Consider the following 13,304-nt stretch of genomic DNA (forward strand, 5'->3'; position numbering starts at 1 on the left):
TTTGCGTGAAAATCACAGAAGATACAATTAAGCACGTTGCGGTTTTGTCGCGACTTGAAATTGATGAAAAAGATATTGCGAAAGTAACTGAACAGATGAGTTCGATTATCAATATGGCTGATCAATTATCTGAAGTTAATACTGATGGAGTTAAAGAAACTGTTCAAGTTGTTGATCGCGATACTGTTTTCAGAGAAGACAAGCCGGAACACTGGCAAGACAGAGATGAATTAATGAAAAATGTTCCTGACCAAGCCAATGGCTTCATTAAGGTGCCTGTAATTATTAATAAGGATGAGGACGAGTAATGAATTATTTAAATGAAGATATAGACTCTTTGAATAAAAAACTTGCCCAAAACACTTTGTCAGCTGACAAATTAGCGCAAGATACAGTTGAAAATATTAAAAAAACTGATGACAAGTTAAATGCTTGGATCACAATCCAAGATGATGCTAAACCAGCAAGTGACTTGGATTTTGAGCATAATAAATTAGCAGGTATTCCAATCGCCATTAAAGATAATATTATTACTAAAGGCGTTAAGACTACTGCCGCTAGTCATATTTTGGATAATTACATTCCAGTTTATGACGCAACAGTAATTGAAAGATTGAAAAAAGCGCAAGTGACTTTTGTGGGTAAAACCAACATGGATGAATTTGCGATGGGTTCATCTACGGAACACTCTTATTTTGGTATAACTCACAATCCCTGGAATTTAGATAAAGTGCCAGGTGGTTCCTCTGGTGGTTCAGCAGTTGCAGTTGCTTCAGGTCAAGTAGTTGCCGCCTTAGGTTCTGACACTGGTGGTTCAATTAGACAACCTTCTGCATTTAATGGTATTTTCGGTATTAAGCCAACCTATGGTCGGGTTTCACGTTGGGGTCTAATAGCATTTGGCTCGTCTTTAGATGAGATTGGCGTCATGAGTAAGCGTGCTAAAACTTCTGCTCAAGTCTTAAATGTTATTGCCGGTAGTGATGGTCATGATTCGACCTTGTCAACTAGGGCAGTTCCTGACTTTACCAAATACATTGGTCAAGATGTCAAGGGATTACGCGTAGCAGTAGTAAAAGAATATATGGCTGCCGTTGATGGTGATATGCGTGCAGCTATCCAAGAACAAATCGATGCTTTGGAAAAAGCAGGCGCAACTATCAGTGAAGTATCTTTACCTTTAACTAAGTACGTTGTTCCAGATTATTACATCATTGCTTCAAGTGAGGCTTCATCGAATTTGCAAAGATTTGATGGTATTCGTTACGGTTATCGTGCTCAAGATACTAAGAATTTATTAGATGTTTACGTTAAGTCACGTTCAGAGGGCTTTGGTGAAGAAGTAAAAAGACGAATTATGCTCGGCTCTTTTGCGCTTTCAGCTGGTTCTTATGATCGTTTCTTTAGACAAGCTTCTAAGGTCAGAACGCTGATTTGTGAAGAATTCGATAAAATCTTTGCTGAAAATGACGTTATTGTAGGACCAACTACTACCACACCTGCTTTTGGTATTGGCAGCGAAATATCTGATCCAATTAAAATGTATAACAACGATATCTTGACAATTTCCGCAAACTTAGCTGGAATTCCTGCTGCTAGTGTTCCTGCTGGATTAGTAGACGGTATGCCTGTTGGTCTGCAAATTATGGCTAAAAGATTTGATGAAGGCAGTATCTTCCAAGTGGCTGACTTTATTGAACGTACTAACAAGTTTTATGAAAAAACACCAACTGGAATGGAGGATTAACTGATGAATTTTAAATCAACAATTGGGTTCGAGGTTCACTTTGAATTAAAAACTAAAAGTAAGATTTTTTCACCTTCGCCAGTAAGTTATGGTGCCAAGCCCAACACAGAAACTAACGTCATTGATTGGGCAATGCCGGGTGTTTTGCCATACGTTAACAAAGATGTTTATCGTTTAGGCATCATGGTTGCTTTGGCAACCCATTCACATATTTTACCGACTACACATTTTGATAGGAAAAATTATTACTATCCTGACAGCCCTAAGGCTTATCAAATTACCCAATTTTTCCAACCACTAGCTCGTGATGGCTATGTTGAAATAGAAGCTCACGGTAAGAAAAAGCGTATTGGTATTCATGAAATGCACATCGAGGAAGATGCCGGTAAAAATACTCACGGTACAAACGGCTTTTCCTACGTTGACTTAAACCGTCAGGGTGTGCCTCTGCTTGAAGTTGTTTCAGAACCGGAAATTGCCGATCCTGATGAAGGATACGCTTACCTCGAAAAATTACGTAAGATAGTTCAGTTTACCGGTGCTTCTGACGTTAAGATGGAAGAAGGATCAATGCGTGTTGATACCAATATTTCCATTAGACCTGCCGGCCAAAAAGAATTGGGTACTAAGGTCGAAATGAAAAACCTGAACTCATTTGAGCATGTGCGCAAATCACTAGCTTACGAGGAAAAACGGCAGGCGCAAGTTTTGCTTTCCGGTGGCCGCGTGCAACTTTCTACTCGTCGTTTCGATGAGGCAACTGGTAAAACTGTTTTGGAGCGGGTTAAGGAAGGCGATGCGGACTACCGTTACTTCCCGGAACCAGATATTGCTCCCGATCATATTAGCCAAGAGTGGATTGATGAAATTAAAGCCTCCTTGCCACGCTCTGCGGAAGAACGCTATAACCAGTATGTTAATGAGTTTGGCTTAAAAGAATACGATGCCAATATCCTTTTGCAAACTAAAGAAAGCTCAGACTTTTATGACCAAGCCGTTGCAGCTGGTGCTGATCCGCAACTTGCTGCCAACTGGATGAATACGCAAGTTAACGGTTACTTAAATGATAATCGTGTTTCTTTAGCTGATATTAAGTTGACCCCTGAACACTTGGCAGCTATGATTAAGTTAATCAAGGATGGCACAATTTCTTCTAAGATTGCGAAAAAAGTTTTTGCGGAAACTATTGCTAATGGTACTGACCCTAAGAAGTATGTGGAAGACAAAGGCATGGTGCAGTTGTCCGATACCAGTGTTTTAGCGCCAATGGTAAAGGAAGTTGTTGATAACAACCCGCAATCAGTTGAAGACTTTAAGAACGGTAAAGATCGTGCAATCGGCTACCTTGTTGGTCAATTGATGAAGCAAACTCGCGGAAAAGCCAATCCAAAAATAATTAATAAATTATTGAACGAAGAATTGCAAAAGCGCTAAGTAAGTTATTGTAGTGATAAAGGGTAGAAATTATGACTAAAAAAGCAAGACTGATTTATAACCCTGTTTCCGGCCACGAACAGATGCCAAAAAATGTCGCAGATATATTGGACGTTTTAGAACGTGCCGGTTATGAGGCGAGTGCTTTTCGAACCACCCCTGAAAAACAAAGCGCGCAAAAAGAAGCAACCCGTGCTGCCAATGAAGGTTTTGACTTAATTGTCGCTGCCGGTGGTGATGGCACAATTAATGAGGTTGTGAATGGCATTGCCTATCTGGAACAAAGACCGAAGATGGCAATAATTCCAGCAGGTACTACCAATGATTATGCCCGTGCTCTGCATATTCCTCGTAATGACGTTGCCGAAGCTACCAAAGTCATTCTTAAAAATAAAACGCGCAAAATGGATATAGGTCAAGCTACTTTTGCTAAAGATATCCAATATTTTGTTAATATCGCAGCTTGTGGCTCATTAACTGAACTGACTTATGGCGTTCCTTCAGAGGTTAAATCAGCCCTTGGCTACACAGCGTATCTGATCAAGGGTGCTGAGATGTTGCCACATTTAACTGAAAATGAAATGCGTTTAACTTATGATGAAGGTGTATATGAAGGTAAGCTATCAATGCTGCTCTTAGGCATGACCAATTCTATTGGTGGCTTTGAGCAAATAATGCCAGATGCGGAATTAAGCGATGGCTTATTTCAGTTAATTATTGTTAAGCCAGCTGATCCGGTGAAGCTGCTTAAATTAATGGCACTGGCACTGAATGGGCGTCATGTTGATGATCCTGATATTATTTATACCAAGACTACCAGTCTCAAAATTGAATTAACCGGTAAAAGTGCACACGCAAAATTGCCGGTTAACCTTGACGGTGAAATCGGTGATTATTGTCCTGTTACCTTTAAAAATTTGCAGCAGCGCATTGAATTCTTTATTGGGGAATAAAATAATCAGTGATTCTGACATAAAACAACAAAAAGGGAAATTAAGCATTAAGTTACTATTTTCTAGTAACTTAATGCTTTTTTATTGGCTTTTACTAACCCCAATCTTTAACTTAATACCCAAAATTTCTGCCAATGCTGAAAATAAGGTTATTAATATCTGCAAGCGATTTCATTAAACTGGATAATGTAATCGAATACAGAAAGGAATATTAACATGGAAGATTGGTTAAATATTGAAGATAGAGTTTACATTGTGACAGGAGGTTCATCTGGTATTGGAGCAGCTATTGTCAAGGAGCTGGCCGATAGGGGAGCAAAAGTTGTTGATGCAGACTTAAACGAATCTAAAAATGCTAATAAGAATGTGGAATTTTGCCACACAGATGTGACAAATAAAAAGGAAGTGGAGCAAACAGTCAAACATACAGTTGAAAAATATGGTCGAATTGATGGTGTTGTAAATAATGCTGGTATTAACTTGCCCCGGCTTTTAGTAGATGATAAAGAGCCTGAAAGTCAATATGAAATGACCGAAGATGACTGGGCAAAAATGTTTACGGTAAACGTTAAAAGTGTAATGCTTATGTCTCAAGCAGTCGGTCGCTTTTTAGTAAAACAAAAACACGGTGTAATTATTAACATGTCTTCTGAGGCTGGATTAGAAGGCTCGCAAGGTCAGAGCATTTATTCGGCTACTAAGGGTGCTATTAATGGCTTTACCAGATCTTGGGCTAAGGAACTGGGCAAATTTAATGTCAGAGTTGACGGTGTGGCGCCAGGAATCATGGAAGCAACAGGTTTAAGAACACCAACTTATGAAAATGCGCTGGCTTATACCAGAAACATTACCGTAGATGATTTGCGTGCGGGCTATAAGAGTACTTCAACCACTCCAATGGGTAGAAGCGGTCACTTATATGAAGTTGCAGATTTAGTAGCTTATCTTCTCTCCGATAGAGCAAGCTACATCACCGGTGTCACCATCAATGTAGCCGGAGGAAAATCGAGAGGCTAGATGAAAGGAAACTAATGGATAGCTATTTATTTGGACTCTTAAAACTCTTCATTGAAAATGGCTCAATGACGATGCAAGAAATTGAAGCTTACAGTAATATTTCTGCTAAAACAGCTAATAAACGTATTGCTGAAATAAATTCTATTTTAGGAAAATCAGCACATATTTCGGCTGGCATTGAAAGATTTCAGTTAATAATAAATGACTATTCAAAATTTCTGGATATTGAAACTCAATTTTTAAAAGGGGAGCTGGATTTAAATGATCCGGTTAAGAGAAAGGCATTAATTATTGATATTCTTATTAAAAATAAGAATTTTATTTCAATTGATGATATAGCAGATAAAGTAACTATTAGTAGAAAAGTAATTAATAAGGACTTAAAGCAGATTAGAGCTAGTCTTAGTTCTTATAAGGGTGAAATTGAGTCTAAAACGGGAAAGGGAATCAAAGTTAGCTTTGCCAGCAATTTTGATGAGATTTGTGCACTAAGAAATTTTGTCATTAATCACACTTCCAAATCAAGCTGGTTAAGTTTCACTACCACCTTTTCTGAGACTGTTAAAAGCTTAGAAGTTTCAAAAGAAGCTCACCACCAAATATTAAACAATATCTTAGCGGTCAAAGTATTCAAAAATTACGGCTATACTCTGCAGCAGTTGCCCGAACACTATTATCCTTTATGGGATGAAACTAGCGCTATCTGCAACTTAATTGCCGAGTTAAAAGAGACAATCAAGGATATTACTAAGGCAGAAATAAAATTTATTCTTTCGCCATTAGATTTGTCTAAAAATAATTATTTAAATTTAGCTAGTGTTGAACAGGCTTTTCACCAAAATTATGAGTTGTTATTTGTTCCGTTTAAAAGTACCTTGCTGCAATATGGATTAAATGCTCAAACAGTTTATGAAAGAATTAAGTGGCATTTATTATTTTCAATTAACCGGACACTTTTATATACGAAAATTATTGAGGTTTTACCCAGAAATATTTCTGACAACTATCCGATAGCCTTGGAATTTAGTTTAAAACTAGCTGATAGGATAAATACTCAATTTGCAGTTTGCCTTTCAAAAAACGAATTAAATTATTACGTGGTCTATTTTGAAATGTTTCTGGAAGAAATTTCTGAAGACACCAAAGAACAGGTAAGAGTGGCATTTGTCGGCTCAATTCGCAGTTCCGTTAAAGGGTTCATCGAAAATAAGTTGCTGAATGTTTTTGAGAATTTAAGAACTTATTCTTTCGCTAATGTGACAGAGTTCAAGAAAGCGAATGACAAATTCCTCTTAGTTTTTGTTGATAAGCCTTTAAAAATAAAAGATGTGCAAGTAGTAAATGTGGGCACGGCCTTCAGACCGGAAGCATTGTCGATAATTATGCAAATTTCTGTGATTGAGCAATTAATAAAGCAAGGGAAGATTATTTTATCCGTAGAACACCTTGAAGCCGAAGATTACTATGACGCCGTTGACAAGATGATTGACCATCAAGTACAAAAAGGGCAATTAACTCCTGATTTTAAGCGCACTTGGATTGAAAGAGAAAAAGATACTAATAACATTTTTACGAATGGAATTGCAATTCCTCATGCGATTGATTATTCAAATAAAGAACGAATACTGGTTAGTGTTGGCATTATTGACAATAAAATTTCATTCAAAAAGAATGAACTAAAATTGATTTTTTTAATTGGCATTCCGAACAGCTTAAATAAGGAACTTATCGATGCAACATCAAGACTTTACGATTTTATTGGCTTAATTTCTAGAAACGAAATTTTATACGACAACATTGCTCAATATGATGACTCAAAACAATTAATTCAAATAGCAGAAGGTGTGTAAATTGAATATTTTATTTATTTCACTGTTATTAGGGGCAGTTTTTCTACTTCAAAGTTTTTTCGGCTTTTTACAAGTTAAGAATTTTGTCAAAGTTTTTCGCAAGATGTGTAAAAACGGAAAAGTTTTAATCGGAAAGAATCCTAAAAAACTTAGGGCGGGAACACTGCTATTACTTAATATTGATAAGCAGGGCAACATTAGTCACGCTCAGATAATGAAGGGCGTAAGCATTTTTGCCAGATTTAAACAATTAAAATCATTAGAAGGTAACTGCTTACCTTTATTAGCTAGCAGTTATGAAGAATTAAATAATTACGATTCTCTCACACAAGAATGTATTTTGAATGCTTACCGCAATTTGATTAATTATCAAACCGGCAAGATGAGTCGAGAGGATATAGACACGAGTACTAATTTTCTTTCTCTGCCTGTATTTTCAATGTGGAAGAATGAGTTAGTTGGAAAATTTAAAGAAATAAGGAGAAGGCGAGAATTATGAAATATATTATTAATTTTGCCACTTGGTTTATGGGATTATTTCAAGCCGGTGGTAAGCAATTTGCAAATTGGGTAAGCACAATTATTCCGTTAGTTTTGATTATGCTCGTATTCATGAATGCCTTAATTGCAATGATTGGGCAAAAGAAAATGAACAAATTTGCTGAGGCATCTTCTAAGAATCCGTTCATGAGGTATATGATTTTACCTTTTATTGCGGCTTTTATGCTAGGTAACCCTTTAGCACATACTATGGGCAAGTTTCTACCGGAATATTACAAACCTAGTTACTATGCTTCATGTGCCCAATTTTGTCACACGAGTAATGGTGTGTTTCCGCATATCAACCCAGCAGAGTACTTCATCTGGATGGGAATTGCGGCTGGTGTCCAGAAGTTAGGCTTGAATACCATGGATTTAGCCGTGAGATACTTACTTGTCGGCTTAGTTATGAACTTTATTGGCGGTTGGATTACCGATTTTACTACTGAATATGTATGTAAGACAACGGGGATCAAATTGTCTAAAGAAGCTAATGTTGCGGAATAGCTTAAGATGGGAGATGACAAAATTATGACCAAATGGAAAAGCGTGAAAATAGTTCACGGTTCTGGTGGCTGGGGCGGGCCCCTAGTAATTACACCAACTGAACAAAAACACACAATTTTGTATGTCACTGGTGGCAACAAACCGGCAATAGTTGACAAGCTGGTTAAGTTAACGGGTATGAAAGCGGTAGATGGTTTTAAAACCTCTATTCCTGATGCAGAAATCGCTGTCGCAGTTGTGGACTGTGGGGGTACGTTAAGGTGTGGTATTTATCCTAAAAAGAAAATAAAAACAATTAATGTATTGTCGACAGGAAAATCAGGACCGCTAGCAGAATTCATTACACCAGAACTTTACGTATCTGCTGTTAATGTAGATGAAATTACCAGTACGGAAGAAAACGCTTCAGCAGATAGCACCCAGAACGCAGCGGAAACTGAGTCAACTGAAAGCAGTATTGATACTGATAAAACCTTAACGCAACAAAATGATGGTAGTTGGGTAGCTAAAATTGGTGTTGGTGTTGGTAAGGTCGTGGCGATTTTTAACCAAGCAGCTAAAAAATCTGTTGATACGGTGATTAAAACTATTTTGCCTTTCATGGCGTTTGTATCGCTGCTGATTGGTATTATCAATGCCTCTGGTATTGGTAAGTGGTTTGCCAAATTGATGACTCCGCTGGCAGGTAATGTATGGGGCTTAATGCTTCTAGGCTTTATTTGTTCCTTACCATTTTTATCACCATTATTAGGACCCGGCGGAGTTATTGGTCAAATTATTGGTACTTTGATCGGTGTAGAAATTGGCAAGGGTAATATTCCACCACAATACGCTCTGCCAGCATTATTTGCCATTAACACCCAAAATGGTTGTGATTTTATTCCAGTTGGCTTAGGTCTAATGGACGCAGATGCAAAAACCGTTGAAGTCGGAGTTACTTCAGTATTATATTCAAGATTTATAAATGGTGTGCCACGTGTATTTGTAGCATGGCTTGCAAGTTTCGGCCTTTACAGTGGAAAATAGAAAGGATTTCTAAAAATTGGGAAAAGAGCCTATATTTAAAACAGTAGTTAGAGAAATTGGCAAAGAAGCACAAGATTTCAAAGCCGTTGACATGTTGATTTTCTTCGGTGATGAAGCACCAAGTGCGTTACGTGACTCTTGCTTCATTATTGACGTTAACAAAGTAGATGCCCAAATAATAAAAGGCATGACACTTAAAATTGGTGAAACTGATTATCAAATTACCGCAGTGGGTAGTGAAGTTAATACCAACTTAAGTAATTTGGGTCATATTGCCGTTAAGTTCACGGGCGATGAAGAAGCCGATTTACCAGGTTCCTTATATGTTGAAAAGAAAGCTTTTCCAACAATTGAAGTAGGTACTGAAGTAGAAATCTTTTAAAGGCTTTAGTATATTAGTTAAATTTCGGGAATTTAAAAACACTCCTTTTTAACTTGATTAGTTATCAGGAGTGTTTTTTGATATAAAAAATAAGTAGTTCTATCTTAAGAACTACTTATTATTATTTTGATAGTTTGGCGCTAATTGCGACTATTGCTGCTGCCACCAAAGATTTCTAGTAAGAACATAAAAATATTAATGAAATCAAGGTAGAGTTGCAATGCACCAAGTACTGCCAAGCCATTAGTTGAAACTTGATTACCGTAATTAATGTATATTGCTTTCATCTTGTTAGCATCACTGGCGACTAAGCCTGTAAAAAGAATGACACCAATAAATGAGAAGACATAGTTAACGGCAGGGTTGCGTAAGAACATGTTAACTATCAGAGCAACTACAAAACCAAGTAAAGCAGCACTCAGGTAGGCATTCCAGTTGCTAAGATCCCTTTTAGTGAAAGTACCAAACAAAGCCATGGCAATGAACACCGCTGCCGCTGAAACGAAAGCAGAAGTGATTTGCGTACCGGTATAAAAGCCTGCAATCAAGGCAAACTCAAAGCCGTAAATTCCGGCTAAAATTGTTAACATTACTAGACTGGCTACCGGATTACGATCTGCTTTAAAGCTAATTCCTATTGATAAGCCAAAAGGGACAAATAAGATGAGCCACATCATTGCTACTGGCATGTTCATTACAGCGCTTCTGAATACGGTCATTGTTAAATAGGCAGCTAATGCAGAAACAAGCACTGCACCACCCATCAGCGCATACATTTTAGTTAAAAAAGTATTAGTTTCGGAGATGGTGTGGATTTGGCGCCTATCTGAATTAGTATCATAATTATTCATGAAAAACGTCCTTTCTTTAATTTATTAATAATAAAAGTAACACAGACTAAAGTAAGTGTGAAGGGAAAAAGCTGAAATTAATCCAATATTAAGAATACAGCATGTACATTACTTTTAACGGGATTTTTAGTAAAATAGAGATATTAATTATGTTTGTAAAAAAGGACAAGATATGGAAAAAAATCAAATTATTAAGTTAGAAATTACCGATTTATCTTATGAGGCAATGGGTGTAGCTCATTATGAAGGGATGACGGTATTTGTCAACAATGCTTTACCGGGAGAAACGGTGGAAGCCAAGATTTTAAAAGTAAAGAAACACTTTGCTTTTGCTAAAATTGAACAAATTATCAAGGAAAGCCCTGACCGGGTTAATATTAAGCTCAATCAGTGGGTTCAAACTGGCTTGGCATCTTTAGCACACGTTAAATACGATAAGCAGTTGGAATTTAAACGTAATCAAGTAGTAAATTTACTGCAAAAAGCACATTTAGATGATGTCAAAGTGGGCGAGACCTTGCCTAGTCCTGAAGAAACAGGTTACCGTAATAAGGCACAAGTGCCTGTTCGTGAAGTTAAAGGTCAGCTTGAAATTGGCTTTTTTAGAAAACATTCACACGACTTAGTGCCTCTGACCAATTTCTTTACTACTGATCCTGAAATTGACCGCGTTTTAGTTGCTGTGCGTGACATTTTAAGACAGTATCATGTTCCAGCATACGATGAAATTCATAATCAGGGTGAAGTCAGGTACTTGGACATTCGCCGGAGTAAAGCGACTGGTGAAATTATGGTCATCTTAGTTTGTCTGCACAAGGATTTTCCGCAACTACCTAAAGTAGCAGAGACAATTAAGCAAATTGCTGGTGTCACTAGCTTAGTATTGAATTATAACCCGAAGAAGACCAATGTTATTTTGGGCAAAGTTGATTATTTGATCTTTGGTAAACCACAAATTACGGATCAAATAGGTGATGTTAAGTTTAAGATTTCCCCTGAAAGTTTCTTTCAAATCAATTCACTGCAGACTCCTCGCTTATATGATTTAGCTATTAAAAAAGCTGATTTGCAACCTGATGATATTGTGATTGATGCCTATTCAGGTATTGGAACTATTGGTTTAAGTGTTGCCAAGCACGTTAAATCTGTCCGTGGAATTGAAAGCGTGTCTGACGCGGTGAAAGATGCCAATAATAATGCTAAGTTGAATAGTATCAGTAATGCTAAATATGTGACTGGTAAGGCAGAAGAAGTGATGCCAAGATGGGCAGCTAAGGGGATAAAAGCTGATGTCATCTTTGTCGACCCACCACGCAAAGGGTTAACACCAGAATTTATTGAAGCAGCAGTAAAAACTAGTCCGAAGAAGATTGTCTATATTTCATGTAATCCCGCAACCATGATTCGTGATTTGCAGGAATTTATGAATGAAGGCTACACCTTTAATCAAATCGATCCTGTTGACATGTTTCCACAAACACCGCATGTTGAGGCGGTAACGGTATTGGAACGGGCTAGGAAATGAATACTATACCTGTGTGGTGGGATTGATTAAATAAAATTGTTTAACTATTTAGATATGTCTCACACTATTTATACCAATAACTTTAATGAACTTACACTTAGGTAACTCATTGATAGGAATAAACCACCTTGCCAATTAGTATGTAATTTAAGCTCAAAAATTGATGATAGATTTTATAATTAATTACGATAAAATTATAAAATAATAATAATAACATTACTTTTAAAAGCAGACAGCTAATAAAGCAAGAAAATGAGTGTTTATTTTAGATGAATTTAAAGCTAATTATCAAAAACAAATTTGTTAAAGAAATAAGTGTCTTAGTTACTCAGCGGATCAAGAACTGCAAAAAAAAATAATCTGCTTTAGCTACATAGCTAAGACAAATCTTAGCAACTAATAATACTAGCCACACAATATCACATATTGATAGTTTACATTATATAGGCTAATTGAAGGCTTCTTTAACAAACACAGATGGAATTTTTATGGCTTTGAGAAAAGTTTAAATAAAGGAGTCGAAGAATGTAATCATAGCCTACATCAGAAAAGAATCAAGATTAAACTGAAAGGACTAGCTCCCAATGAATATTGTGAGTTAGTCCTCAGTTAGCAACTAAGAATTATTATAATTTTAGAGTTGATAGCAGATCGGAATTGATACTCCTTTGGCTTTTAGTCCTTACGGAGCATTGCTATAGTTTGAATGAGTTGTGAAAGTGCGACTCAGTTCCTGATATTAATTCAATCGGGATAAAATAAAAGATTGTAAATCTAATATCATAATTCATGAGATAAAAGTAAACAGAGCCAAGTATTGCATTTGGTATAGAATGTAATTTCAAATTGGATCAAGTGAAATACTTTTTTCTTTAGGTATTTTTATATCTAGTAATGAATTTAGTATAGTAATTGATTCGTTTACTTTTGAATCATCACTAAAAATTTGGTAGTCCATATCAGGGTTATTTTCTGTTACTGAAAGATGAATTTTGTTTCGATATTTTCTATTATTGTCAATTTTTTCAATTAGTGAACGTTTAAGTAATTTCTTTTCTTTTATTATTTTATCTCTCTCATTTGCTGACTTGTTATACATATCGGGAAACATTAAACATAGTAAAGCTTGTTCAATTTCAAAAGAAATGATTAATAATTGTTTGTTAATCATGCAATTCAAAGGAAATGAAAGATAAAGTTCTTTCTTTGCGTGTATGTAAAACTCAAGTAACTGATAAGAATATGAAATATTTCTTATTGTATTTAAATCTTTCTCGGGGATATCAGAAGTATCATTAGAACAAAAATAAGTTTTTAGAGTATCAGTTATTGTATCTATTGGCTTACCATAACTAGCATATTTAGATGGTGAATCCTCATTATTTTCACGAGCCGCCTGAGCCTCCAGCAGGTGATAAAAATATGAATCGCTATTAATTTCTGGCATTATTATATCTCCTATCCTAATTTAA

Annotated in this window: 13 protein-coding genes; 11 read left to right on the forward strand and 2 right to left on the reverse strand. The window is 36.3% G+C overall.

Translation table 11 applies throughout. From position 1 onward, the window contains the following. The first annotated feature begins 5 nt into the window (after positions 1 to 5). From gatC to JF73_RS02565, 10 genes are all read left to right on the forward strand, one after another. Complete coding sequence (gene gatC, locus JF73_RS02520; protein ID WP_038521665.1) at positions 6 to 308, forward strand: Asp-tRNA(Asn)/Glu-tRNA(Gln) amidotransferase subunit GatC; 303 nt, start codon at positions 6 to 8, stop codon at positions 306 to 308. Beyond that, positions 308 to 1,747, forward strand: coding sequence for an Asp-tRNA(Asn)/Glu-tRNA(Gln) amidotransferase subunit GatA (gatA, locus tag JF73_RS02525; protein ID WP_046326845.1), 1,440 nt, complete (start codon positions 308 to 310; stop codon positions 1,745 to 1,747). Before gatC ends, gatA begins: the two co-directional genes overlap by 1 nt. A gap of 3 nt (positions 1,748 to 1,750) precedes the next feature. Continuing rightward, complete coding sequence (gatB, locus tag JF73_RS02530; protein ID WP_046326846.1) at positions 1,751 to 3,181, forward strand: Asp-tRNA(Asn)/Glu-tRNA(Gln) amidotransferase subunit GatB; 1,431 nt, start codon at positions 1,751 to 1,753, stop codon at positions 3,179 to 3,181. 32 nt (positions 3,182 to 3,213) lie between these two features. Next, positions 3,214 to 4,134, forward strand: coding sequence for a diacylglycerol kinase family lipid kinase (locus JF73_RS02535; RefSeq protein WP_038521675.1), 921 nt, complete (start codon positions 3,214 to 3,216; stop codon positions 4,132 to 4,134). Between the two features lie 216 nt (positions 4,135 to 4,350). Next, on the forward strand, positions 4,351 to 5,151 hold the full coding sequence (locus JF73_RS02540; RefSeq protein ID WP_046326847.1) for an SDR family oxidoreductase: 801 nt from the start codon (positions 4,351 to 4,353) through the stop codon (positions 5,149 to 5,151). Positions 5,152 to 5,165: 14 nt separating this feature from the next. After that, a complete protein-coding gene (locus JF73_RS02545; protein ID WP_046326848.1) occupies positions 5,166 to 7,001 on the forward strand; it encodes a PTS sugar transporter subunit IIA in 1,836 nt (611 codons plus the stop codon). 1 nt (position 7,002) lies between these two features. After that, positions 7,003 to 7,500, forward strand: a complete 498-nt coding sequence (locus JF73_RS02550) for a transcriptional regulator GutM (RefSeq protein WP_052059640.1) — start codon at positions 7,003 to 7,005, stop codon at positions 7,498 to 7,500. Next, positions 7,497 to 8,048 (forward strand): PTS glucitol/sorbitol transporter subunit IIC, encoded by a 552-nt coding sequence (gene srlA / locus JF73_RS02555; protein ID WP_046326849.1) that lies wholly within the window; start codon positions 7,497 to 7,499, stop codon positions 8,046 to 8,048. The genes JF73_RS02550 and srlA overlap by 4 nt, the downstream gene beginning before the upstream one ends. A gap of 24 nt (positions 8,049 to 8,072) precedes the next feature. Beyond that, the gene (srlE, locus tag JF73_RS02560; RefSeq protein ID WP_046327385.1) at positions 8,073 to 9,074 is read left to right on the forward strand and encodes a PTS glucitol/sorbitol transporter subunit IIB; all 1,002 of its coding nucleotides are present in this window, start codon (positions 8,073 to 8,075) and stop codon (positions 9,072 to 9,074) included. A gap of 16 nt (positions 9,075 to 9,090) precedes the next feature. Continuing rightward, positions 9,091 to 9,456, forward strand: a complete 366-nt coding sequence (locus JF73_RS02565; RefSeq protein ID WP_046326850.1) for a PTS glucitol/sorbitol transporter subunit IIA — start codon at positions 9,091 to 9,093, stop codon at positions 9,454 to 9,456. A gap of 140 nt (positions 9,457 to 9,596) precedes the next feature. Here JF73_RS02565 and JF73_RS02570 read toward each other — a convergent pair whose 3' ends face one another. After that, positions 9,597 to 10,307: a Bax inhibitor-1/YccA family protein gene (locus tag JF73_RS02570; protein ID WP_046326851.1), complete on the reverse strand. Its 711-nt coding sequence runs from the start codon at positions 10,305 to 10,307 to the stop codon at positions 9,597 to 9,599. A gap of 172 nt (positions 10,308 to 10,479) precedes the next feature. Between JF73_RS02570 and rlmD the strand changes: the two genes are divergently transcribed. Next, positions 10,480 to 11,832, forward strand: coding sequence for a 23S rRNA (uracil(1939)-C(5))-methyltransferase RlmD (gene rlmD, locus JF73_RS02575; RefSeq protein ID WP_046326852.1), 1,353 nt, complete (start codon positions 10,480 to 10,482; stop codon positions 11,830 to 11,832). 841 nt (positions 11,833 to 12,673) lie between these two features. On the opposite strand, the gene JF73_RS02580 is transcribed toward rlmD, so the two are convergent. Beyond that, entirely contained in the window at positions 12,674 to 13,279 is a 606-nt protein-coding gene (locus JF73_RS02580; RefSeq protein WP_046326853.1) for a hypothetical protein, read from the reverse strand. Positions 13,280 to 13,304: the final 25 nt, after the last annotated feature.

This window comes from Lactobacillus helsingborgensis (assembly GCF_000970855.1).
Taxonomy (GTDB): Bacteria; Bacillota; Bacilli; order Lactobacillales; family Lactobacillaceae; genus Lactobacillus; species Lactobacillus helsingborgensis.

What these genes read in the sequence shown, in the direction of transcription:
- JF73_RS02570 (WP_046326851.1), bottom strand. Translation starts at nt 10,307, where the DNA reads ATGAATAATTATGATACTAATTCAGATAGGCGCCAAATCCACACCATC.
- gatB (WP_046326846.1), top strand. Translation starts at nt 1,751, where the DNA reads ATGAATTTTAAATCAACAATTGGGTTCGAGGTTCACTTTGAATTAAAA.
- JF73_RS02535 (WP_038521675.1), top strand. Translation starts at nt 3,214, where the DNA reads ATGACTAAAAAAGCAAGACTGATTTATAACCCTGTTTCCGGCCACGAA.
- JF73_RS02580 (WP_046326853.1), bottom strand. Translation starts at nt 13,279, where the DNA reads ATGCCAGAAATTAATAGCGATTCATATTTTTATCACCTGCTGGAGGCT.
- srlA (WP_046326849.1), top strand. Translation starts at nt 7,497, where the DNA reads ATGAAATATATTATTAATTTTGCCACTTGGTTTATGGGATTATTTCAA.
- JF73_RS02545 (WP_046326848.1), top strand. Translation starts at nt 5,166, where the DNA reads ATGGATAGCTATTTATTTGGACTCTTAAAACTCTTCATTGAAAATGGC.
- srlE (WP_046327385.1), top strand. Translation starts at nt 8,073, where the DNA reads ATGACCAAATGGAAAAGCGTGAAAATAGTTCACGGTTCTGGTGGCTGG.
- gatA (WP_046326845.1), top strand. Translation starts at nt 308, where the DNA reads ATGAATTATTTAAATGAAGATATAGACTCTTTGAATAAAAAACTTGCC.
- rlmD (WP_046326852.1), top strand. Translation starts at nt 10,480, where the DNA reads ATGGAAAAAAATCAAATTATTAAGTTAGAAATTACCGATTTATCTTAT.
- JF73_RS02540 (WP_046326847.1), top strand. Translation starts at nt 4,351, where the DNA reads ATGGAAGATTGGTTAAATATTGAAGATAGAGTTTACATTGTGACAGGA.